Origin of the sequence: Catelliglobosispora koreensis DSM 44566, assembly GCF_000379685.1 — a bacterium.
GTDB lineage: Bacteria > Actinomycetota > Actinomycetes > Mycobacteriales > Micromonosporaceae > Catelliglobosispora > Catelliglobosispora koreensis.
This window is the reverse complement of record NZ_KB903290.1, coordinates 258,464-279,574: the sequence shown is the minus strand read 5'-3', so window position 1 is coordinate 279,574 and position 21,111 is coordinate 258,464. Positions and strand designations below refer to the sequence as shown.

Genomic DNA, 21,111 nt, shown 5'->3' with positions numbered 1-21,111 from the left:
CTGACCCCGCTTTCCCGGGTCCGCCTCGACGAACTGCTGCAGGAACTGCTAGAACGAGTCACCGAGGTCATGGCCAGCCGCGAACGGCTGCGCAGCCTGCTCGACGCTGTCGTCGGCATCGGCAGCGACCTCGAGCTGCGGGCCACATTGGAACGCATCGTTGTCGCCGCCTGCCACCTCGCCGGCGCTAAATACGGCGCGCTCGGTGTCGTCGGTGGCGACCGAAAACTGGTCGAATTCATCACCCACGGCATCGACCCGCGCACCCACGCCGCCATCGGCGACCTGCCCACGGGAAAAGGCGTCCTCGGCCTGCTCATCGCCGACCCCCGGCCGGTTCGGCTCCCCGATATCACACGGCACCCGCAATCCGCTGGTTTTCCACCCAACCACCCGCCCATGCACAGTTTCCTCGGCGTGCCCGTCCGCATCCGCGACCAGATCTTCGGAAACCTCTATCTGGCCGAGAAACAAGGCGCCGCCGAGTTCACCGACGACGATGAAGAGATCGTTTCGGCGCTCGCCACCGCCGCTGGTGCCGCGATCGAAAACGCACGCCTCTACGAGCTGGCAAAACGGCGCGAGCAATGGCTGGCCGCGACCGCCGAAATCATCAACTCTTTGTCCGGGCAAGTCCATCTGGATGAAGCTTTGACGCTCGTCGCGCGGCGGGCACGCGAGGTCGCCGAGGCGGCATTCGTCGCTGTCCTGCTTCATGACGAGATCGCCGGCGAGCTGACCATCGAGGTAGTCGACACCACCCTGGACATCGCCAGCATGACCGGACGGCGTTTCGCTATCGAAGGCACGTCGTTTGAACCCGTCCTAAACAGCGGTGACCCCGTGTCCCTGGAGCACGTCGGCAAAGCGGCCGCCTGGCCCGTCGAACTGCCTGCCATGCGGGCCGTCGCCGCCCCCTTCGCCGCCGCGCAAGGTGTCCTTGTCGTTGCCTATGAAGGCGAAGCACGCGCAGACGACGAACTGTTGCTCCTCAACGCCTTCGCCGCGCAAGCCGGCCTGGCCATTGAGCGCGCCCGCGCCCGCGAGGACCGCGAACAGCTGCTAGTGATTTCCGATCGCGAGCGGATCGCCCGCGACCTTCACGACGTGGTTATCCAGCGCCTGTTCGCCACCGGCCTGCAACTGCAAACCGTCGCTGGCATGTCACCGCGCCCCGAGATCGGCAGCCGGATCAATGCCGCCGTCGACGAACTCGACAGCACCATCCGCGACATCCGTGGCGCCATCTTCCAGCTGCGCGCACCAGCCGGGCAAACACTCCGGTCTGAGCTACGCGACCTGGTACGCGCGAACGCGGAAGCACTGGGCTTCCGGCCAGACCTGGTCCTCGACGGGCCGCTTGATAGCGCTGTTCCTGACGCGATCCGCGGCGACGTTGTCGCCGTGGTGCGCGAGGCACTGTCCAATGTGGTGCGTCACGCTGCCGCGCAGCGGGCCGAAGTAAAAGTAAGCGTCTCCAACGGAATAGTGACAGTGTCGGTGAGCGACAACGGCCAAGGCGGGGCGGTGGCAAACAGTGGCCTGCGCAACCTGAGGGAACGGGCTGAAGCATGCGGGGGCGGTCTCGAGTTGGCCAGCGACAGAAACGGCACTCAGTTGCGGTGGACCGCCGTCATTGATGGTCCTTCAGCTTGACCGCGAGAATAGCGGCCTGGGTGCGCCGTTCCAGCCCGAGTTTCGCCAGCAGGCTTGACACGTAATTCTTCACCGTCTTCTCGGCCAGGAACATTTGCGCCGCTATCTGCCGGTTGGTCAGCCCATCGGCCACGAGCGCCAGAATCTTGCGCTCCTGCTCGGTAAGCCCCTTGAGCTGGTCGGGCATGTGCTGCGGGTTGCGAATGCGCTCCAGCACCCGCTGCGTCACGACCGGGTCTAAAAGCGACTGTCCCGCGGCGACCCGCCGAACGCCGTCGACTAAATCCGTGCCCTTGATCTGCTTGAGCAGATAGCCAGCCGCTCCAGCCATGATCGCGGCGAAGAGGGCTTCATCGTCCTCAAACGACGTCAGGATCAGCCCGTTGATGCTCGGATCGACCGACCTGATCTCACGGCACGCGTCAATTCCAGAACCGTCGGGCAGCCGCGCGTCCAAGACCGCCACCTGAGGACGCAGCGCCGGAGCGCGGTGCACCGCGTCAGCGACGGTGCCGGCCTCCCCGACAACCTCGATGTCGCCCTCGGCTTCCAGCAGCTCACGCAGCCCACGCCGCACGACTTCATGGTCATCTAGCAGAAACACTCTGATCACTTGCCTAGTTTGCATGCCCGTCCTATACCTAGGAAGGGACTTAAGACCCTGATGTAGTCGGGTCCGCTGCCCCTGACGCGAGTCGGGCTTGCGAGCGCACGGTAGGAGCATGCCCACAACTACTGATCCGATGCGTGAGGCCGCCGAGGTAGCGGTCGCAGCACCATCGATCTTCAACACTCAGCCGTGGCGCTGGCAGGCCACACGCACGGAGCTGCGATTGTGGGCTGACCACAGCCGGCAGCTGATGGTGGCCGACCCTGAAGGCCGAATGCTCACCATCAGCTGCGGCGTGGCGCTGCACCACGCACGTGTCGCACTGGCCGCGGCCGGCCACGACGCCACTGTCCAGCGAGTGCCCGATGACGGCGACCCCGACTTGCTCGCCGAAATCCGCATCGGCGGATTTCACCAGCCAACCTCGGCCGAGCGAACAATGCGCTTAGCGATCACCGTGCGGCACACCGACAGGCGGGCTTTCATGCCCGAGGGGGTACCAGGTGAGCTGTCCGCCGAGCTCGTCGACGCGGCCGAAGCCCAGGGCGCACACCTGCACCTGGTCCGCAAGAGCGAGATCGCCACGCTGGCCCTGGCCGCTGTCCGCGCCGACGCCCTGCAACTGTCCGATCCGGACTATCGTGGTGAGCTGATCCGCTGGACCCACCGTCCATCGTGGAGCGGCGACGGTGTGCCCGCGGCGACAGCCGTGCAGCGATCTCCACGGGCTGTCCCCGTTCGCGACTTCGTGCCCTTCGGCCAACCGGCCCAGCAACCGGGCACGCACACCGACCACGGCGCCCTATACGCGCTGATCTTCACCGATCAAGACACTCCCCTGGCGTGGTTGCAGGCAGGTGAGGCCCTGTCCGCGGTCCTGCTCACCGCCACCGCGCACGGCCTGGCCACCGCACCGATCAGTGACGTCACCGAACTAGCCGTCACCCGCCAGGAGCTGGCCCATCTGCTAGCCGGAATCGGAGTGCCGCAATTGGCGGTCCGGGTTGGCTGGCCGCCACCCGGCGGTCCGCCCGCCGCACCGAGGCGCCACGCCAGCGAAATCATCTACCCGTGAAAGGCCGAGGTCATGAGCAACTTTGATCCTGCCGTCGTCGTCGGTATTGACGGATCGCCTTCCAGCATCGAGGCACTTGAGTTCGCTGCCGCCATGGCCGACCGCCGCAAGGCGCCCCTGTCGTTGGTTAACGTGCACCAGAATCCCGCCGACGAACTCGGCCTGCCCATGCCAGCGGAATTTTCTGGCTGGGCACAGGACGACGAGATGGAGGAAACCCTCCAGGCTATGGCCGAACGGATCCATACCGAGTACCCGCATATGAGCATCCGGTCCCGTCAGGTCGGGGGGCCAACAGCCACCGTCCTGATTGAACTTTCCCGGCGGGCGCTGGCCACGGTGGTCGGGCGCAGGGGATCCGGCGGATTCAGCGAGCTGCTTCTCGGTTCGGTCTCGGCCCAGGTGTCGGCACACGCGAGCGGGCCGGTCATTGTCGTGCGGCCTCCCATTCCCGACGACACGATCCTGCCTGGACCAGAGGAACACCGGCGGCGCAGACCGCTTGGCCCGGTGCTCGCCTTAAGCGATGGCTCCGAGGGCGCCGGTCTCGCCTTGCGGTTCGCGGCAGAAGAGGCCGTTAGCCGTGGCGTCCAGCTCGTGATCGCGCACGTGTACGACGGCTCCGATGAGGACGCCGAGAAGCTGTTGTTCTCTGCCGCCGACAGTGTCGAATCCATCTACTCCGGACCTGCGATCGAATTGCGGCCCATCTATAGCAAGAACCTTCCCGAGGCACTCGTAGAAGCCAGCCGCCGCGCGGCCCTGACTGTCGCCGGATCACGCGGACGAGGCGGCTTCGCCGGCATGGTCCTCGGCTCGATCAGCCGCACCCTTACCCATCACGCCTACGGCCCTGTCGCGGTGGTTCACCCACCCGCGATCAAAGACCAGTAGGCAGCAGACCGGGCTAGTGCGTCGTCTGCGCTGGCAGCACTAGCCCACATGGCAGGGGCCTGGCCCCGCACGGCCAGGCCCCTGCCACCAACCGAGGGAGTTGTCCATGAAAGCGCTTGTGTACCAAGGCGTTGGCCAAAAGGACTGGATAGAAGTCGCCGATCCGGTGATCCAGGCCGCCACTGACGCCATCATCCGCATCGATGCCGTAACCATCTGCGGCACTGACTTGCACATCCTCAAAGGTGACGTGCCAACCGTGACCCCGGGACGCATCCTCGGACACGAAGCCGTCGGCACCGTCACCCAAGTGGGTGCCGCCGTCGCTGGAATCAAAACGGGCGACCGCGTTCTCGCCTCGTGCATCTCCGGCTGCGGGCACTGCTCCTACTGCCGAGACGGCCATTACGGCCAATGCCGCAACGGTGGCGGCTGGATTTTGGGCCACACCACCAACGGTGTTCAGGCCGAATACGCCCGCATCCCGTTCGCCGACATGTCCACACACCTGTTGCCTGAGAGCATCACCGATGAGCAGGCGGTGCTTCTGGCCGACATCCTGCCCACCTCCTACGAGGTCGGCGTCCTCAATGGACGGGTGAAGCCAGGCGATGTTGTCGTCATCATCGGAGCGGGCCCTATCGGGCTGGCCGCTGTCATGACGGCCAAATTGTACTCACCCGCGCACATCGTGGCCGTGGACTTCGCCGCCGCCCGGCTCGACGCCGCCAAACAACTTGGTGCCGATCTCACCGCTGCGCCCGGTCCCGAAGTCAGCGAACTGATCGGCTCGCTGACCGGCGGGCTCGGCGCCGATGTGGTCATGGAAGCCGTTGGCTCACCTGAGGCTTTCGAGCTGTGTACCTCGATCGTGCGGCCCGGCGGGCACGTGGCCAACATCGGCGTGCACGGCAAACCCGCCACTCTGCACCTGGAAGACCTGTGGATCAAGAACATCACCATCACCACGGGGCTCGTCGACACCTACACCACGCCGACCCTGCTGCGCATGCTCGCGGCTGGCCAGCTCAACCCCGGTGGAATGATTACCCACCGGTTCCCGCTGGACGCCATTATGGAGGCGTACGACATCTTCTCCCGTGCCGGTGACACCGGTGCGCTGAAGGTTCTCATGACCCGATGAGGCCAGTAGACAAGAATTGGCCCGGCTAAAAGGCCGGGCCACTTCTTAATGGTTGCTATTCGTGCTCGCTGCCGTCGCTATGCACGACCGCCACCGGGCAGGAAGCGTGGTGCACCAGGATCCGGCTCACCGAGCCCAGCAACACCCCAGCGAAGCCTCCCCGTCCCCGGCAGCCCAGCACCAGAAGCCCCGCGTTGCGGCTCTCGCTGGCCAGCACTTGATCCGGCTGCAAGCCAAACACCGTCCGCAGCTCGACATCAAGGTCTGGGTGTGCGGCAGACAACGGCCGGACCGCATCCACGAGCAGATCCTCCGCAGCGGCGGGATCGTCGGCGAACACGTGCACCACGACAAGCTTTGCCTTGCGCCGCAATGCTTCGGCGACCGCGAACTCGAGAGCCAGCTGCGACGACGGTGAACCGTCATATCCGGCGAGCACCGGAGTCGTTGGCGCCGTTAGGTTTCCAGGCGGCCGGACCACGATGACCGGCCCGTGGGCGTGCGCGGCGACTTGTGCTGACACCGAACCGAGCAGCAGCTCGCTAAACCCGCCCAGCCCGCGGCAACCGACAACAGTGAGCTGGGCCGTTTTAGACTGCTCTATCAGCAGCGGTGCTGGCGAGCTGCCCACTTGCGTCGCCCGAATCGACCTGAGCCTGGGGTGAGCTAGCTTCAGCTTTTGAGCCAGCTCGGCCAGGAGCTGATCGCCCTCAGCTATCGCCTGCTCGCTAGTTAGCTCGTAGGGGTCAGCGATACCCATGATCGCGTATCCGTAAGAAGGGGTGAAATAGCCGTGCACAAGATGCAGTGGCGCATCACGCATTTCGGCTAGCCACGCGGCGTACCCGGCAGCCGCGTAACTCGACGGTGAACCGTCAACGCCAACGACGACGGGGCGTGGCTCCGCGGTAGATGAAGTCATGTTCACACTGTCGGCCATACCGCCAACGGCCGGTAGAGCTGAAAAACCCAGCCCCGCAGGTCTTTTGGCACTGCTGCGGCATGCCTGGCGCTGGCTAGCGTTTTCCTTGTGGCACCGGCATCGTTTCTCAGGTCCTGGATAGCGTGGGTCACGGCTGGGGAGGCCGCGGGATTCGCTGTCCCCGCCGTGGTTGGCGCCCTCAGCGCCGGTGCTGACACGGTACTTGCCGTCCCAGGTCTTCTGCTGGCGGGAGCCGTTGAAGGGGCGATTCTGGGTACCGCCCAAGTTCACGTGTTACGCAAAGCAATCCCCGCATTGTCTAGTGAGTGGTGGATCGCAGCGACCAGCGCTGCCGCGATTGTGTCCTATACGCTGGGAATCCTTCCGTCCACTTTGGCCAGTAGCGTCAGCGGCCTCTGGCTTGCCGCTATCGCAGTGGCGTGCGGGTTGCTGCTCCTACTGACTATGGGTACAGCGCAATGGATCGTTTTGCGCCACCATGTCGCCAGAGCAGGCCGGTGGATCGCCATCACGGCCGTCGGCTGGCTCGCCGGGCTTGCCGTCTTTCTCCTCATCGCCACACCGCTGTGGCACCAAGGGCAGCAGCTCTGGCTCACGGTCGCCATCGGCGTCCTCGCCGGGCTTTTCATGGCAGCTGCCGTCGCGGTCATCACTGGATTTGGCATGAGAGCCTTGCTAAACATCAGGGCTTAAGCCCCGTGTCTGCCAGGACCTGTGCTTCTGCTGCCCATCGTCCGTATCGGATTGACTCAGAGCATGAGCCCAAACATCTTGCTAGCGTGGGAGTCCAAGCACGGCTCCACCGCCGACATCAGCCACCTTCTAGCTCGCCGCCTACGTGAACGCGGCATACAGGTCACGCTCTTCGACACGGCCAAAGGTGACAAGCCAGCAGGAGCATTTGATGCCTACATCCTCGGCAGCGCCGTATACCGTGACCGCTGGATGCCGCACATCATGCAGCTCGCCCACAGCATGCGCCCGGCCCTCCTCAGCAAGCCAGTATGGCTCTTTTCCAGTGGGCCGCTTGGACATCACCCCACCCCCGACGACTCCCCTGCCGACATCGCCGACATGTTCTGGTGCACCGCGGCACGCGAACACAAGATCTTCGGCGGCCGCCTAAAAGCGCACAACCTGTCCTTGATGGAGCGAGCGAACGTCTCGGTCACTGGCAAACCGTACGGCGATTATCGCGACCACGGCGACATCATCGCCTGGGGCGACAGCATCGCCGGTGCTCTCTGCGGCAGTGTCCTGGGCACATAGGGGCCACAAGCCCTGGCCTACACGGCACTACGAATCTGTGCCGCAGAAGGCGTCGCCGGGCAACCTGTAGATATGACAGCCGTAGCACAACATCTAAGCCCGACGATCGTCGCCGGTCTCAGCCGAAGCGCCGCCGACCAAGACATCCTGGCCGCCGCGATCGCCCAAGCCCGTGCCCTGCAAGGCCGTCTAGTGGTCATACACGCCCTGCCAATCGCACACCCCGCCGGATCCCTCGCCAGCGACCGCGAAGACCATCGCAGGCATGTCGCCGCAGACATCCGGCGGGCCGTGGAGAAGCAGTTCACCAACGGGCACCCTGATATTCCCTGCGAGATCATCGTGAACTGGGGCGGCGCAGCCACCATGCTGCTGGCTTCCGCCAGCAATGCGGCGATGCTGGTCGTGGGAACCCATGACACAGCCCATCAGGCACCGCTACTGCTGGGCACAGTCAGCCAAGACGTAGCTGTGCACTCGCCCCGCCCCGTGCTGCTCATTCCGGTTCCCCGGGCGGTCTAAACGAACTGCGTTGATCGGGACCAATTACTCTGCCGCGACCACGGCTTCCCGGGCAGTGTGGAGCACGTGAGCACTCACCCAGGCTTACCTGAAGACACGCGGCATCAGCCCGCGGTCGTGTCTTGTCATGACTTGCGCCGCAACTACGGCAAACTCGTCGCCGTTAACGGGGTGTCATTCGACATCCGTCCCGCCGAGACCTACGGCCTGCTCGGCCCAAACGGAGCCGGCAAGACGACCGTCATCTCCATCATCGCCGGTGTCCTGCAAGCCGACGCGGGCCAAGTGACCGTAGCCGGCCGGCCAATAACACCACGCGCTATAGGAGCCAAAGCCGCCATCGGTTACGTACCACAGGAACTCGCGCTCTACCCTGATCTCACCGGGCGTGAGAACCTGCGTTTCTTCGCCAAGCTCTACGGCCTGCGCAGCTCCGAAACAAAGCGTCGAGTTGACGAGGTCCTCGGGATAATCGGCCTGTCCGAACGTGCCGGGCAACTCGTGAGCACCTACTCCGGCGGAATGAAACGCCGGCTCAACATCGCCGCAGGTTTGCTGCACCGGCCAAACCTCCTCATCCTCGACGAGCCCACCGTCGGCGTCGACCCGCAAAGCCGCAACGCCATCCTCGGCAACATCGAAACGCTCGCTCGCGAAGGCATGGCCGTCCTGTACACCACGCATTACATGGAGGAAGCGCAACGCCTTTGCGACCGGGTCGGCGTTCTCGATGAAGGAAAGCTCATCGCCGAGGGAACAGTCAGGGAACTCACCGCCATGGTAGGCGAGCAGGACCGCGTGCGCCTGACTGTCGCGGCGGAGCCGCAGGAATTGGCGCGGCGCCTCAATGCCTCAGACTTAGGCCACTCCGCTGCCGTTGACGGAAACGAAATCACACTCCTCGTCAAAGACGCACCGACGGCGCTGCCCGCCATCTTGGATCTGGCCGGCCAGACTGTGCGCTCAGTCATTGTCGAAGAACCCGACCTCGAAGCGGTTTTCCTGCATCTGACCGGCAAGAGTTTGCGGGACTGAACATGAAGACGATATTACTGATCGCGGGAAAAGACTTGCGGCAACGTCTACGCGACCGTTCGGCCTACTTACAGGCCATCGTCTTGCCGCTGGCGCTCGCCTTCATTTACAACCTCATCTTCGGGTCCGCGGCCACGCCAAGGCCATTTGAGTACGCGGTCGCCGATCTGGACCGGGGACTGGTGTCACAGGCTTTCACCAATCAGGTGCTCCCCAGTATCGAACAGGACGGGTATATCAAGATCCGCCTTGTGGGTACGCGCGAAGAGGCGGCGTCACTGGCGAAGGAAGGCACTGTCGATGCCGCTTTCGTTGTACAGCAAGGTTTTCCGAGTACTGCTGGGATCGACATCGTCGCCAGCCCGGACTCCCCCACTGGCGTCGAGGTAGCACGGTCCATCGCGCGATCATTCGTCTCTGAACTCAACGCGGTGCAGCTCGCAGTAGCCGCCACCAAGCCAGGCGACGCAACTCAGGATGAGCTCGTACAGCGTGCGCTTGCCACCGCCAGCCCGCTGCTTGTCCGCGACATCTCCGCACAGGAGAAGATTCTCAGTCTTCAGACGTATTTCGCCGCTGGAATGGCAGTGTTCTTCCTGTTCTTCACCGTCCAATATGGTGTGTCATCCATTCTCGACGAGCGAAACCTTGGCACGCTCGTGCGCCTGCTCGCCGCTCCCATACCGGCGCGCACGATTCTGGCCGGCAAGCTGGCGACGAGTTTCCTGCTGGGACTCATCAGCATGGCACTGCTCGTTGTCGCCACGTCGTTGCTGATGGGCGCCGAGTGGGGCGATCCGGCCGGTGTGGCGCTGCTCATCATTTGCGGGATACTGGCCGCGACCGGTGTTACCGCCGTGGTGGCATCGCTTGCACGAACGCCAGAGTCCGCCGGCAGCTGGCAAGCCGTTACCGCGGTCGTCCTGGGGCTCCTCGGCGGTGCCTTCTTCCCCATCTCGCAGGTCGGCGGAATCATGAGCACCCTTAGCCTTTTGACGCCTCACGCGTGGTTTCTCCGAGGGCTCAGCGACATGGCTGGCGGCGCGAGTGCGCTGGCCGTGCTGCCGTCTGCGGCGGCACTTCTCGCCTTCGCCGCCGCAACGATCGGCATCGCTGTCATTCGTCTATCAAAGGTGCTGCAACCATGAAAGAGCTAACCATCGCCGCAACCAGCTTGCGGCGCACACTGCGCGAGCGCAGCAGCATATTCTTCCTCGTTCTATTTCCCATGCTCATGATCCTCGTGCTCGGTGTCGCGTTCGGAGGATCGTTCTCGCCGCGCGTCGGCGTGGTCACACCACACACGCCGCTGGCCGAGCGGCTCGCCGACAGCCTGCACGCAGCACCAGGCATAGCCGTTGTCGCTGTAGCTGAGGGTTCGACCGCAATCGCCTCCGTGGAACACGGAGATCTTGAGGCCGCTGTGATCCTGCCGGCTGACCTGAACACTCCGTTGCGCTATGTAGTGCGTCCCGGGATACAGGGCCAGCAGATAAGTTCCATCGTCACCGCGGTACTTGACCGGGAGGAAGCCCGGCTGCGAGCGGCAGCGTTTGTGGCCGCGGAAAATGGCTTGAGCCTGCCTGAGGCGCAATCCAGAGTGGACGCTATCGCACCCCAGTTTCCACCTGCGCCTGTCGACGTTACCTATGCTGGACCGGAACCAGCCCGTCACGGCCGCTTCGATGCCATGGCAAGTTCTGAGCTTCTGTTGTTCATGTTTCTTGTCGCCATGACTAACTCGGTGGCATTGATCGAGTCGCGCCGCCTCGGAGTCATGCGCCGGATGCTGGCGACACCGACCTCAACGGGAACGATCATCCGCGGAGAGGGGCTTGCGCGCCTTAGCGTATCCCTTCTGCAAGCGGTCATCATCATGGTGGGATCCGCATTGCTTTTCCAGGTGAGGTGGGGTGATCCGGTAGCGGCCGCACTGCTAGTCGCGGCATTCGCGGTCGTGGCTAGCGGGTTTGGGCTTCTGCTGGGAACGATAGCCCGTACCTCCGAGGTCGCTATTGGAGCTGGGCTGCTGCTGAGCTTGGGCATGGCGGCGCTAGGCGGGGCCATGATGCCGCTGGACCTGTTCTCGTCCACCATGCGAAAAGTCGCACATCTGACGCCGCATGCCTGGGCCGCTGACGGGTTTTCGGAGCTAGCACGCCACAACGCAGGGATCGCTGACATCGCAACAGAACTGGCCGTGCTCTGGACCGCCGGCTTCGCCGTGTTCGGTGTCGCCGCCTGGCTGTTGCGGCGGCGTCTGGCACGCCAGGCGGCATAAGCAAGCGCATAGTAAAGACCGCCGGTCTAGGGCGAGTGGCTCCCAGCCGGCGGTCTCGTCATTGGCGGTTGTCTCAAGGTGCTGAATGCTCACCGGTGCGTAAGACGGGCGATCTCGCGCTGAATCCTGTCCTCCGACGGCACCGCCGGGGAGTAGACGTCCATGGCGTGAAACAGCAGTCCCATGCCCCAGAAAAGCAGCGGGAACATCGGCCAGAAGAAGCCACCCGGCGTTGTAAACAGCCAGACAAAAACCAGCACGGTATTGACAACGATGTACACGGCGAGGTGTTGGTGAAGTTCACGCTTCTTGCGGAGACGGGCGATCGCGAGCTGCCGAAGGTCGCTGCCCGTGTTTGTCGTTTCGGTAGTCATTGCAATCCTCCTCTATCAATTTCATTGTCGACTGAATGCGACTTCAGGGCACGGGGCGAGCGTCACGAGCTTCGAGCATTTAGTCCTGCGCATCATTGCGCTTCGACGTTGCGGAGGAAGTAGAACAGGGGCACGATGCCGACGATGGCCAGGTAGGTGAACGCCCACGCCATGTTGACCGACGCTATGGGCGATGCCGGATCAGCCATGTGGCCAAACCACTGGTCGGCCGCGATGCTGACGCTCTCTAGTACCCACATGGCAAGCACCGAGCCCGCGATCAGATAGCCCCACACTTTTCGGCGCCACAGCCACACCCCGGCAACGGCCATAAGGAGCAACCAGAACGACAAATCCTGCACGTAGACCGGATTCGTCGTCAGGCCGGTCTCCTCGAGGAACGCCGCTGGTGTTTGGGCGAACATAGCCGGCACGATCGTGGCCAGCCACGCGATGAGGTTGAGGGCGACAATGACCCAAACGTAGATCGCGATCCCGCGAACAGGCATGCCGGGAAGGATTCGTTTACGCAACTGACGATGATCCAGTTGGGCGAGAATGGCGATAAGGCTAAAGATCGCCAACGACAGCATCGCGATGTACAGGAGAAACAGTTGATTGAACGGGGTGGCGAAGACAAACATCAGTGCGTTGTAAAGCAGATAGGCGGTGACACCAAGCCAGCCGATAAGCGCGCGGACGTTTCCTCGCCGGGTCAAGTACATACACAGTGCCAGGATCGGCACCGCAACCGTGAGGACGACAAGGGCCGTTCCCCGGGCCGATCCGTTCATCACCGCAGGCCCAGTAAGGATTCCCGGATCCAGGAACGTCGGAAACCCTGCGGCCACGGCCGCCAGCATCAGCCCAGAGCCCAGCCAATAGGCCGGCCCATCCGGCGGGAACACCCGCCGCGGACGCGTATCCGCGTGCTTTTCCATTTGCCAATAGTCAATGCCGGACATGGCACGGCCTCCGTCCTAAATGAAAAGCAACTGTGCGCCTTCGGTTTTCTCGATGAAATCGGTCGCGCTGATGATCCCTTCGACCTCCTCGTAGAGATCGCTTTCGTCGAGACGCATCATCTCGGCCGACATACGGCACGCCCATAGGTGTCCGCCTGAGGCGACGATCTGCGCCAGAAAGTCCGGCACTTCGGGGACGCCGATTTCGTTCATCCGCTTCTTCATGTTGTGGGTAGCCATCGCTGTCATTCCCGGCAGGCCGCCGAGACCCTGTGGCATATGGGTTGCGGTATTCCCTAGCATCGTGAACTTCAGGTTGCCCATACGGGACTTGGTAATCATGTCGAAACCCCAGAAGGTGAAGAACAGGTGGGTTTCCACACCCTCGCCGAGCGCGGCGTTGGCAAGAACAAGCCCGGGATAGGCCATATCCAGGTTTCCTTTAGAGCAAATGATCGCCAGCTTCCGGCCTAGGCCGATGCCATCAAATGCCGGGACTGGCATGGGTTCGGTGATCGTCATGGTCATACACATCCTCGCGGCTTGGGCAGGCCAGCGATGTAAGCCATTTTCTTGGCCGGCTTGCCAGGAAACAGGGTGAACAGCTCCTTGATAGGAATATTGGCCAGAGTGGACACGCGCCTCAGCGTCGCCGTCTCGCCCTGCACAGCGAAATCGCCACGCAGGAAACGAATTGCTTTCCAATGCGCTTCAGTGAGCTCGATCCCAATAGCTGCGGCCAGTGTCTCGCCCAGCGACTCCGTCCACTCACCGTACTCAGTGAGGAAACCTTCGCTGTCTACATGAATCTGACTGGAGCCGATAGTGGTAATCGGCATGACCTACTCCTGTTCTCGTGGTTGGTGCTTGCCTGCCATCGACATGTTCGCCGGCAAGGGAATCGGCCTGCCCGGCAACAGCACGTTCCAGTACATCCAGCGGAAGGCGAGCTTGCCCCGATGGTTGATCGCCGATTCCTTGAGCAGACTGAACGGGCCTAGGCGTGGAACGGGATACCGCCCCGGCAACGGCTCGGTGTCGTAATTGAAGTCAATGAGCAATGCTTTTCCGTCGCCAGATTCGACGAAACAGTTGGCGTGGCCGTCGAAAAGATGAGTCATCGGGTTGCCCTGGACATACTGCAGAAAGTTTTCCACGAACAGCTCCGCCGAGAAGTGTGCGACGGACCCTGCTTTGGACGTCGGGATGTCGCTGGCGTCACCGAGCGCGAAAACGTTGGGATACTTCTTGGAAAGGAAGGTCTGCTTGTCGACCGGCACGTAGTTCAGTTCGTCGCCCAAACCGGAGCGGGCGATGAAATCCGCTCCCATATTCAGCGGGACCGTCACGAGAAGGTCGAAGCTGATTTCTCTGTCGTCATAGGACACGAGCCTCTTCGCATCCGGGTCAAGGCGCTCGACGACAAAGTCGGTTTCCACCAAGATTTTTCGCGCGTCTAGCATCGACCCGAGACGTGATGCCGCGATAGGCTTCGTGAACACTTCTGACATCGGTGTGACATAAACAAGTTCAACGTCATCGCGCACGCCGCGTTCGCGCAAGTACGCGTCGGCGAGAAAGGTGAACTCTAGCGGCGCGACCGGGCACTTGATGGGCATATCAACGATGTGCACGACTAGGCGGCCGCCGTCAAAGTGGCGCAGGGCGTGGGCCAAGGCGACGGCGCCATCATAGGTGTAGAAGTCGAAAACGCTTTGGCGCCACTGCTTTCCTAGCATTCCGGGCGTTTGGTCTGGCCTGGGAGATGTCCCGGTAGCCAACACGAGATAGTCGTACGGCAACAATCGTCCGTCCTCTAGCGTGCTGGCTTCGGCGTCGACCCGGGCGACTTCCGCCATCACGAGTTCGATGCCGTCAGCGATGAACCTCCCTCGCGGCTTGAGAATGTCGCCTGTGCCACCGAATGGCAGAAGTAGCAGTCCTGGTTGATAGATATGGGTGTCGTCACGGTCAACAACGGTTATCTTCCATGAGGAGTCGTCGAGGCGGTCCCGTAGCTTATTGGCCACAATGGTTCCGGCCGTGCCGCCGCCGAGAATGACCAGCCGTCTCATGCCACACCTCCAGTTACCGGAAGGGTCGCGATATCCACAGCAATCGCCGGTGGCTCGCGCAGCGAGTTAGTCACCGTGCACATGTCGATAGCGGCCAGGAGTTGCTCTCTCAGCTCGGCCGGAATAGGTGCGGGTGGCATGACGCGCATGGCGACCCGGCTGACCCGGGCTGGCTGCCCAGCACGCATCGCCCATTCGCCGTGGATCTGCAATCCTTCGTAGGCTAGGCCATGCCTGCGCATGAACCGTTCCGCGTAGAAGCCCGCACATGCCACAAGGCTCGCGACAAAAAGCTCTACTGGTGTCGGCCCGGCCTCATCCTGATTCCGGCTTGGCTGATCAACTATCAGGTGATGACCACGTACGTCGATCTGAAAAGCGTCGTCGCTCAGGTGGGTGACGCGTATGAGTGCCATACCTTGACGCTAGGCAGACTGCCCGCCTGAGACTCAGGGTCATCGGCCGGCTTTGCGAGTGACTTTAGCCCTGTTCGCGCTGGGGCGCATCGGGTCTGGGGCACAAGGTCCTGTGCGGCAATGGCCATCGGCCCTGGGGGCGCAAGGCAAGCGAGCCGGACGATTGATCTAGTACCAGTACTGATCAAGGAGACTGGCGCCCGCCTGTGGCTCACCGGTGCCGGTGGTTGTCATGCGCGGGAAGCTGACCGATTTGGGATGGGCAGCAGACGATGCGCTACTTAGAGACTCTTAATGATGACCCGTTGCCCTGGCTGCTCGGCAAAGGCGATCCAGCCGTGCGCCATCTGGCTTTGCGTGAGCTGTGCGATCTGCCTGCCGGTGATCCTGAAGTTACGGCCGCACAGCGCAAGGCAATGGCGGCACATCCGATACTGCCTATCCTGAATGCGCAAGAACCAGAGGGCTGGTGGGCCAAACCGGGCGCAGGTTACTCACCCAAATACCGCGCCACAGTGTGGCAGCTCATTTTTCTCGACGAGCTCGGCGCGGACGGCACCGATCGCCGGATCGCCGCGGCACGCGAGTACGTGCTTGCCCACACCCAGGCTGTCAGCGGTGGCTTCGCCGCCTCGGGCGCCAAGTCTTTATCGCCGCCGCCGCCAGCACGCGTGCTGCATTGCCTTAACGGAAACTTGGTTGCCGCCCTTATCGGCTTGGGCCACCCGCTGACCGACCCGCGTCTGCAGGCCGCCATTGACTGGCAAGCCAAGGCGATCACCGGCGGCGTGGATTACTACCCGCAAGGCACTGCCGGCCCCGGATTCCTATGTGGGGCCAATGACGGTCAGGCATGCGCCTGGGGCGCTATCAAAGCGATGAACGCTTTAGCCCGGATCCCAGCCGCTCAGCGCAGCCGTTTGGCCAGGCGGGCGCTGCGGGCTGGTACGGCATTCCTGCTTTCGCACAACCCCGCCAGAGCGGACTACCCCATGGGCTACGGGAACATCGTGCCAAGCCGGCTGTGGTTCAAACTGGGTTTCCCTCTGGGCTACTCCTCCGACATCGTGGAGAATTTGCAGGTGCTGTCTGACCTTGGCTACGGCGAGGATCCCCGGCTGGCTGACGCGTGGCAGTGGCTGCTGTCCAAACAGGACGACCGTGGCCGGTTCCGTAACGAGAACACTTTTGCCGGCCGCATGTGGACAAACCTGGATCAGCACAGCCGCTTGCCGAGCAAATGGGTGACATTGCGGGTCTGCCGGCTCCTCAAGTCTCGTGCGCGAAGCGTCAGTGAGCCAGTGCGAGTTGCCGTTGGGTAGGGGCGAACACCGTCGCCGGGCGGCGGCGCGGGCGCGGCGCAGGCGGCTGACTGGATGTCTGCGGTAGCCGGCTGACGTCAAGCAGGCCACGGCGTGCCGCGCTCACGGTCAGCCTGCGGGGAGGGTCTTTTTGCAGGAGGCCGGTGATGACCGGTTCCAGAGCTCCAGCGCGTACGAAGGCGTCCGGCGGCTGCGTCAACAGTGCTTCCAGCGTTTCGGACGCCGTTGGCCGGGCATACGGTGAACGTCCTTCGACTGCGGCGTAAAGGGTCGCGCCAAGTGACCATAGGTCGCCGGCGGGAGTGGACAAGCCTTCGGCCGCACGCTCCGGCGCTACGTACTGGGCGGTGCCCATCGGCCCGGCTTGACTGTCAGTGGTCTCCGAAGCCCAGGTAGCTAGTCCAAAGTCGGCTAGCACAATCCGGCCATCGTGTCCGATCAGGACATTGTTCGGGGTAACATCACGGTGCAGTACACCAGCCCGATGCGCCGCCTCGAGGGCGCCAAGGACAGCAAGGCCAATGGTGGCGGTATAGCCGACGTCTAGCGGGCCACCTCGCCGGATGATCTGGTGCAAGGTTTGGGATGGCACGTACTCCATCACGATCCACGGCAATCCGTCGGCCTGGACGATGTCGTAAATCCTGATCGCGTGGCTGTGGCTGATCTGCGCGGCCGCCTGCGCTTCCTGTAAAGCTAAGCCGCACAACAACTCCAGAGTCTGCGCGTCAGACTTCGGCGGCACAGTCACCTGCTTGATCGCCACTTCCCGGCGTAGCAGCCGATCATATGCCAGCCACACTTGGCCCATGCCACCTTGCCCGGCCGGAGCCCGCATCTCGTAGCGGCCAGCCAACTGCGTGGGTTGGGGGAACATGCCAGGCTCCTGTCGGCGCGATCGTTCGCGGTTGATGTCATTCAACGTAGGAGGGGCACACGTTTGCCTCTAGGGGCGAAAGACCCGTGGCCTCCCGTCCAACTGCCCGTGTCACGCCGTGACAACAAAATATGACCGGGCTCTGGAGGCGGCCAGAACCCGGTCAGGGGAGGAAATGGCCACCCGCCGGCGTTGGGGAATCCAGTCGGAACTACGCGGCAGTCCATCTCGCGATGGCGGGCCCATGGTTCAGGCGCCTGACCCTATGCCACGGTTCGTTTCCGGTTCTCTCATCGGCGGGTGCCTACATTTAGGATCGTTCGGATTCCACTCCGCACCCAGGGCGCAACGGCCCTACCCGGCGGGACTTCCGGCCCGTTGAGTACGTCCTGATTGGACACCTCATAGAGTGCTGATACAGCCTGTCGCGCTTACTCGGCAACGCTACCGTGCGATGTAGGCCGGCCCGGCGTAGCGACCGTTAGGGTTCGGTCTTTGCTTTCGTCCGGCTGGGTGGTGGGCCTCAGGCGGAAAACGACAGCACGCACATCTTTGATGATCTTGTCGGTGGCTTCGACATGCTGCTGGATGGCCTCTCTTACCTCTTGTTTGATTGCCTTGCTGGCAGTCACCTGCATCTCCAGCGCGAGGCCAAACAGCGAACTGATGATGTGCTCGCGCATGTCATCAGCGATTTTGGCCCGATCCTCCAGCACGAGCAATGCCCCGTGTTCCCGCCGTACTTGGGAAAGTTCGAGCGCTAGCCCAGCGTGCGCGGCAGTCCCGCGGATGATCTGTATGTCGAGGCTGTCGAAGTCAGGTTCGCCCGGCGCCCTGGCCAAGATGAGGACCCCGCTGGTGCCGGCTTCGCCGCACAGCGGGATCGCGATCGACTGTCCCACGATGCCGACCGCGTCCGGCCCGGTGGTTTTGGTTCGCTCATCAGTTCCGGGGTCGCCGACGATGACGATGTCACCAGCTGCGACCGCGGCACCGGTAATGGACCCGTCCAGCGGGATGCGGTTGTCCTGCCAGCGGGCGAAGATGCCTTCGGAAACGGCGATGCGCCAGTGAGATTCGCCCTCTACAGGCACGGCGACCGCGGCACCTTTGGCCCGCACGATGTCGCCGGCATGGCGGACGAGCGCGTCGAGGCCGGCCTGGGGATCATCGCCGCTAAGCATGCCCGTAGTCAGGGTGACCATGGCTTCCTGCCACGATTCGCGGCGGCGCAAATGCTCAAACAGCGTCGCGTTTTCTATCGCCGTACCCGCTATCGAGGCCAAAGCGGTGACGAGTTCTTCGTCGTCTCTGGTGAATTGCTGGGCATGCTGTTTCTCGGATAAGTAGAGGTTGCCGAAAATCTGGTCCCCGGCGCGTATAGGAACGCCCAGGAACGACCGCATGGGCGGGTGATTGTCCGGGAAGCCAACCGAGGCCGGATGCTCACTGATATCGGCTAGCCGCAATGTCTGCGGATAGTTGACAAGCAGCCCCAGTACTCCTTTCCCTTCGGGCAGGTGCCCGATCGCCTCGACGGTCCGCGGATCCATGCCCGTGTGCAGGAATCTCGTTAGCGCACCATCGCGGGTCACGCCAAGGGCGGCATAGCGGGCGTCGACCAGCTCCCGCGCCGACTCCATGATCCGCCGTAGTACTTCCTCCAGGTCGACAGCCCGGGTGATCTCCCTGTACGCGCTGAGCAGACCACGCAGCCTGCTTTGCGTCTGCTGCACGTCACGTGCCCGGCCCACAAGCTGCTCAAGCAGCTCATCGAGCTCAAGCCGCGCCGCACCAGGAAACTGGATCTGTTCCTCCGTGCCGTTCCCGCCAGGCTCCGGCACCGCCACGCCAGCCACGACGTCCCTTCCCCGAGCGCACTCGTCGGAATACAGCCACAGTGTGTACGCCCCGCACCACGGTGCGCAATGCAAAAACGCGCCAACTTCACTGTAAAGGTCAAAACCGGGCTTAGGACGCCTTCCAGACACCGAGCTGAAAGAACCCTCACGCTCCACCCGGGCAAAGGGCCACAGGGTGCCGGGGCTTAAGACCCTAGTGCGCCTGCAATCGCCGTCCAACGCTTAAACCATGACACAGGTAACGCACGACGTAAACGTCATGGAGACCATTCGTGAAGTGGTGGACGGCGCTACGGCAGGAAAGGTCTTCGGCACTCCCATCACCCAGAATGGCTTGACAGTACTTCCGGTCGCCAAAGTCAGCGGCGGTGGTGGCGGCGGCAGCGGAACAGGCCCGGCAGAAGACGGCCACGAGGCCGGGGGCACCGGTGGCGGACTTGGCGTCTCGGCCAAGCCACTCGGAGTCTTCATCATCAGGAATGGCAATGTTGGCTGGCGCCCGGCGATCGATGTCAACAAAGTGATCGTCGGCGCGCAGATCGTCGCTGTGGTCGCGCTTCTTACCGCACGGGCATTCATCAACACCCGGGCGAAACGCAAGGGCTCCTGATCTGGCAGCAAGACCGGGGGCTCAAACTAGGCCCCCGGCAACGCTTTACCGGCATTTCACCACGCGCGGCCCGCGAGTAGCACGACCACTGTCATCACCGCAGCGACCGCAACGGCGAGTCCGATGGCATACGCAGCCGGAATCCTGTGCTCAGCACGCTGCTTGGCCTCCGCGCCGCCTCGTTTGCGGGCAGTGAACACGCCTAGCCCGATGAGTAGAACACCCGCTCCCAAAAGTGCCAGTGGTGCGGCAAGTTCGCCCTCGAAGAAACGATCGACGATCAGTGGCACAGTGACGAGAACACCAACTGCGCCAACACCAAGAAGCCACAGATCACGGACGTATACCGCTGCCGCCAGCAATGCCAGGACACTAGCGCCCGCTAGCGCCAGGCCCCAGTCAAGCTGCGTCGTCAGCTGCGATCCGGCGACAATAGCAGCCCCGCCGAGCAAGTAGCCTGTTCGCTGCGGGGTGATCAGCGCGCCCCAGGTAAGGGCAAGCCAGGCGAGCCCCAGGCCCCAGATAGCCAGACCGATGGTCGATTCGCGGTCATTTGGCAGATGCGCGGCCGCGGAACCCACGGCCAGCACCAGAGACACGCCTAACGCCGTCTGCTGCAAGAAACTCTTGTGGTACAGCCAAAGCGGTGCCGCGAGCGCAGCCGCGGCCGCAGCGGCGGCAAACACACCCGTCTCGTCGTTCCAATGCAGACCATCCAAAGTGATACCAACGGCGATCCCCAAAAGGGCTACCGACAGTGCCCAGAGGACAGACCTCAGTCGGCCTCGGGCGGCGCCCATCGACGCGGGAAGCAGGAAGCCGGCGATCAACACGATCGCAGCGCTACCTCCGGTTAACCCAGATTTGGCGGCAAGAACCAGATCTGGCCAGTAAAGAGACGCGATGATGATGGCGGCAAGCAGGATCAGGATGCCACCCACATAGGCGAGAGCTTCGGCAATCAGGGAACCACGGGAGATCGAGACCCGAAGAGGCTGCTTATGTTCTGCCAGGATCTGCTGTCCTTGCTGCTCCGAGATAATCCCCCGCGAAACCCATTGCCCGACAAGAGAACTGAGCTCACTCATAGCCAAGACGATGAGGCTTACCACATCCGGCCGACAGTGCCAAAAGTCCGTGGATGATGAGCCGGCGGCCCTGCCCTCGCTGCTGCCAGCAAC

At 63.0% G+C, this 21,111-nt stretch carries 23 protein-coding genes; 12 read left to right on the top strand and 11 right to left on the bottom strand.

All coding sequences use genetic code 11. The annotated features are described in order from the left end of the window. A complete protein-coding gene (locus A3E1_RS0131440) occupies positions 1 to 1,656 on the top strand; it encodes a GAF domain-containing sensor histidine kinase (RefSeq protein ID WP_245571502.1) in 1,656 nt (551 codons plus the stop codon). Here the strand turns inward: A3E1_RS0131440 and A3E1_RS0131435 are convergent. After that, positions 1,634 to 2,269 carry a response regulator gene (locus tag A3E1_RS0131435; RefSeq protein WP_020524791.1) on the bottom strand — a complete coding sequence of 212 codons (636 nt, stop codon included), beginning with the start codon at positions 2,267 to 2,269 and terminating at the stop codon, positions 1,634 to 1,636. The genes A3E1_RS0131440 and A3E1_RS0131435 overlap by 23 nt on opposite strands. Positions 2,270 to 2,378: 109 nt before the next feature. Between A3E1_RS0131435 and A3E1_RS0131430 the strand changes: the two genes are divergently transcribed. The 3 genes from A3E1_RS0131430 to A3E1_RS0131420 all read left to right on the top strand — a co-directional run bounded on the left by A3E1_RS0131430 (position 2,379) and on the right by A3E1_RS0131420 (position 5,379). Next, a complete protein-coding gene (locus tag A3E1_RS0131430) occupies positions 2,379 to 3,341 on the top strand; it encodes an Acg family FMN-binding oxidoreductase (RefSeq protein WP_040392273.1) in 963 nt (320 codons plus the stop codon). A gap of 12 nt (positions 3,342 to 3,353) precedes the next feature. Next, a complete protein-coding gene (locus A3E1_RS0131425) occupies positions 3,354 to 4,235 on the top strand; it encodes a universal stress protein (protein ID WP_020524789.1) in 882 nt (293 codons plus the stop codon). 106 nt (positions 4,236 to 4,341) lie between these two features. Then, positions 4,342 to 5,379, top strand: a complete 1,038-nt coding sequence (locus A3E1_RS0131420) for a zinc-dependent alcohol dehydrogenase family protein (RefSeq protein WP_020524788.1) — start codon at positions 4,342 to 4,344, stop codon at positions 5,377 to 5,379. 55 nt (positions 5,380 to 5,434) lie between these two features. Here A3E1_RS0131420 and A3E1_RS0131415 read toward each other — a convergent pair whose 3' ends face one another. After that, positions 5,435 to 6,301 carry a universal stress protein gene (locus A3E1_RS0131415; protein ID WP_040392428.1) on the bottom strand — a complete coding sequence of 289 codons (867 nt, stop codon included), beginning with the start codon at positions 6,299 to 6,301 and terminating at the stop codon, positions 5,435 to 5,437. 108 nt (positions 6,302 to 6,409) lie between these two features. Between A3E1_RS0131415 and A3E1_RS0131410 the strand changes: the two genes are divergently transcribed. The 6 genes from A3E1_RS0131410 (at position 6,410) to A3E1_RS0131385 (ending at position 11,429) form a co-directional block, all read left to right on the top strand. After that, complete coding sequence (locus A3E1_RS0131410; protein WP_020524786.1) at positions 6,410 to 7,015, top strand: hypothetical protein; 606 nt, start codon at positions 6,410 to 6,412, stop codon at positions 7,013 to 7,015. 63 nt (positions 7,016 to 7,078) lie between these two features. Further along, entirely contained in the window at positions 7,079 to 7,591 is a 513-nt protein-coding gene (locus A3E1_RS43070) for a flavodoxin domain-containing protein (protein ID WP_040392426.1), read from the top strand. 72 nt (positions 7,592 to 7,663) lie between these two features. Next, complete coding sequence (locus tag A3E1_RS45290) at positions 7,664 to 8,113, top strand: universal stress protein (protein ID WP_020524784.1); 450 nt, start codon at positions 7,664 to 7,666, stop codon at positions 8,111 to 8,113. 66 nt (positions 8,114 to 8,179) lie between these two features. Continuing rightward, positions 8,180 to 9,148, top strand: coding sequence for an ABC transporter ATP-binding protein (locus tag A3E1_RS0131395; RefSeq protein WP_020524783.1), 969 nt, complete (start codon positions 8,180 to 8,182; stop codon positions 9,146 to 9,148). A 2-nt stretch (positions 9,149 to 9,150) separates the two neighbouring features. After that, positions 9,151 to 10,296, top strand: coding sequence for an ABC transporter permease (locus tag A3E1_RS0131390; protein WP_020524782.1), 1,146 nt, complete (start codon positions 9,151 to 9,153; stop codon positions 10,294 to 10,296). Next, on the top strand, positions 10,293 to 11,429 hold the full coding sequence (locus A3E1_RS0131385; RefSeq protein ID WP_020524781.1) for an ABC transporter permease: 1,137 nt from the start codon (positions 10,293 to 10,295) through the stop codon (positions 11,427 to 11,429). The genes A3E1_RS0131390 and A3E1_RS0131385 overlap by 4 nt, the downstream gene beginning before the upstream one ends. 89 nt (positions 11,430 to 11,518) lie before the next feature. On the opposite strand, the gene A3E1_RS0131380 is transcribed toward A3E1_RS0131385, so the two are convergent. The 6 genes from A3E1_RS0131380 to A3E1_RS45765 form a co-directional block, all read right to left on the bottom strand. Next, on the bottom strand, positions 11,519 to 11,803 hold the full coding sequence (locus A3E1_RS0131380) for a 2TM domain-containing protein (RefSeq protein ID WP_020524780.1): 285 nt from the start codon (positions 11,801 to 11,803) through the stop codon (positions 11,519 to 11,521). Positions 11,804 to 11,895: 92 nt separating this feature from the next. Next, entirely contained in the window at positions 11,896 to 12,768 is an 873-nt protein-coding gene (locus A3E1_RS0131375; RefSeq protein WP_020524779.1) for a hypothetical protein, read from the bottom strand. A gap of 15 nt (positions 12,769 to 12,783) precedes the next feature. Further along, positions 12,784 to 13,296: a DsrE/DsrF/DrsH-like family protein gene (locus A3E1_RS0131370; RefSeq protein ID WP_020524778.1), complete on the bottom strand. Its 513-nt coding sequence runs from the start codon at positions 13,294 to 13,296 to the stop codon at positions 12,784 to 12,786. Beyond that, positions 13,293 to 13,607 (bottom strand): TusE/DsrC/DsvC family sulfur relay protein, encoded by a 315-nt coding sequence (locus A3E1_RS0131365; RefSeq protein WP_020524777.1) that lies wholly within the window; start codon positions 13,605 to 13,607, stop codon positions 13,293 to 13,295. The genes A3E1_RS0131370 and A3E1_RS0131365 overlap by 4 nt, the downstream gene beginning before the upstream one ends. Before the next feature lie 3 nt (positions 13,608 to 13,610). Further along, a complete protein-coding gene (sqr, locus tag A3E1_RS0131360; RefSeq protein WP_020524776.1) occupies positions 13,611 to 14,843 on the bottom strand; it encodes a type III sulfide quinone reductase, selenoprotein subtype in 1,233 nt (410 codons plus the stop codon). Continuing rightward, complete coding sequence (locus tag A3E1_RS45765; RefSeq protein WP_026209014.1) at positions 14,840 to 15,259, bottom strand: OsmC family protein; 420 nt, start codon at positions 15,257 to 15,259, stop codon at positions 14,840 to 14,842. Before A3E1_RS45765 ends, sqr begins: the two co-directional genes overlap by 4 nt. Before the next feature lie 272 nt (positions 15,260 to 15,531). Here A3E1_RS45765 and A3E1_RS43060 point away from each other — a divergent pair, with 272 nt between their 5' ends. After that, positions 15,532 to 16,581 (top strand): hypothetical protein, encoded by a 1,050-nt coding sequence (locus tag A3E1_RS43060; protein WP_020524773.1) that lies wholly within the window; start codon positions 15,532 to 15,534, stop codon positions 16,579 to 16,581. On the opposite strand, the gene A3E1_RS43055 is transcribed toward A3E1_RS43060, so the two are convergent. Together A3E1_RS43055 and A3E1_RS43050 are read right to left on the bottom strand one after the other, a co-directional pair. Then, entirely contained in the window at positions 16,550 to 17,458 is a 909-nt protein-coding gene (locus tag A3E1_RS43055) for a serine/threonine-protein kinase (RefSeq protein WP_020524772.1), read from the bottom strand. The two genes, A3E1_RS43060 and A3E1_RS43055, sit on opposite strands and share 32 nt — an antisense overlap. Positions 17,459 to 17,889: 431 nt before the next feature. After that, positions 17,890 to 19,317 carry a GAF domain-containing protein gene (locus A3E1_RS43050; RefSeq protein WP_020524771.1) on the bottom strand — a complete coding sequence of 476 codons (1,428 nt, stop codon included), beginning with the start codon at positions 19,315 to 19,317 and terminating at the stop codon, positions 17,890 to 17,892. A 232-nt stretch (positions 19,318 to 19,549) separates the two neighbouring features. Between A3E1_RS43050 and A3E1_RS0131335 the strand changes: the two genes are divergently transcribed. Then, positions 19,550 to 19,930 carry a spore germination protein GerW family protein gene (locus A3E1_RS0131335; protein WP_040392270.1) on the top strand — a complete coding sequence of 127 codons (381 nt, stop codon included), beginning with the start codon at positions 19,550 to 19,552 and terminating at the stop codon, positions 19,928 to 19,930. Positions 19,931 to 19,986: 56 nt separating this feature from the next. Here A3E1_RS0131335 and A3E1_RS0131330 read toward each other — a convergent pair whose 3' ends face one another. Further along, positions 19,987 to 21,018 (bottom strand): DUF2157 domain-containing protein, encoded by a 1,032-nt coding sequence (locus A3E1_RS0131330; RefSeq protein WP_020524769.1) that lies wholly within the window; start codon positions 21,016 to 21,018, stop codon positions 19,987 to 19,989. Positions 21,019 to 21,111: the final 93 nt, after the last annotated feature.

Coding starts and splice junctions, on each gene's coding strand:
- A3E1_RS0131380 (WP_020524780.1), bottom strand. CDS start 11,803: ATGACTACCGAAACGACAAACACGGGCAGCGACCTTCGGCAGCTCGCG.
- A3E1_RS0131390 (WP_020524782.1), top strand. CDS start 9,151: ATGAAGACGATATTACTGATCGCGGGAAAAGACTTGCGGCAACGTCTA.
- A3E1_RS0131375 (WP_020524779.1), bottom strand. CDS start 12,768: ATGTCCGGCATTGACTATTGGCAAATGGAAAAGCACGCGGATACGCGT.
- A3E1_RS0131365 (WP_020524777.1), bottom strand. CDS start 13,607: ATGCCGATTACCACTATCGGCTCCAGTCAGATTCATGTAGACAGCGAA.
- A3E1_RS0131415 (WP_040392428.1), bottom strand. CDS start 6,301: ATGACTTCATCTACCGCGGAGCCACGCCCCGTCGTCGTTGGCGTTGAC.
- A3E1_RS0131430 (WP_040392273.1), top strand. CDS start 2,379: ATGCCCACAACTACTGATCCGATGCGTGAGGCCGCCGAGGTAGCGGTC.
- A3E1_RS43060 (WP_020524773.1), top strand. CDS start 15,532: ATGCGCTACTTAGAGACTCTTAATGATGACCCGTTGCCCTGGCTGCTC.
- sqr (WP_020524776.1), bottom strand. CDS start 14,843: ATGAGACGGCTGGTCATTCTCGGCGGCGGCACGGCCGGAACCATTGTG.
- A3E1_RS0131335 (WP_040392270.1), top strand. CDS start 19,550: ATGACACAGGTAACGCACGACGTAAACGTCATGGAGACCATTCGTGAA.
- A3E1_RS43070 (WP_040392426.1), top strand. CDS start 7,079: ATGAGCCCAAACATCTTGCTAGCGTGGGAGTCCAAGCACGGCTCCACC.
- A3E1_RS43055 (WP_020524772.1), bottom strand. CDS start 17,458: ATGTTCCCCCAACCCACGCAGTTGGCTGGCCGCTACGAGATGCGGGCT.
- A3E1_RS0131420 (WP_020524788.1), top strand. CDS start 4,342: ATGAAAGCGCTTGTGTACCAAGGCGTTGGCCAAAAGGACTGGATAGAA.
- A3E1_RS45290 (WP_020524784.1), top strand. CDS start 7,664: ATGACAGCCGTAGCACAACATCTAAGCCCGACGATCGTCGCCGGTCTC.
- A3E1_RS45765 (WP_026209014.1), bottom strand. CDS start 15,259: ATGGCACTCATACGCGTCACCCACCTGAGCGACGACGCTTTTCAGATC.
- A3E1_RS0131425 (WP_020524789.1), top strand. CDS start 3,354: ATGAGCAACTTTGATCCTGCCGTCGTCGTCGGTATTGACGGATCGCCT.
- A3E1_RS0131330 (WP_020524769.1), bottom strand. CDS start 21,018: ATGAGTGAGCTCAGTTCTCTTGTCGGGCAATGGGTTTCGCGGGGGATT.
- A3E1_RS0131385 (WP_020524781.1), top strand. CDS start 10,293: ATGAAAGAGCTAACCATCGCCGCAACCAGCTTGCGGCGCACACTGCGC.
- A3E1_RS0131370 (WP_020524778.1), bottom strand. CDS start 13,296: ATGACCATGACGATCACCGAACCCATGCCAGTCCCGGCATTTGATGGC.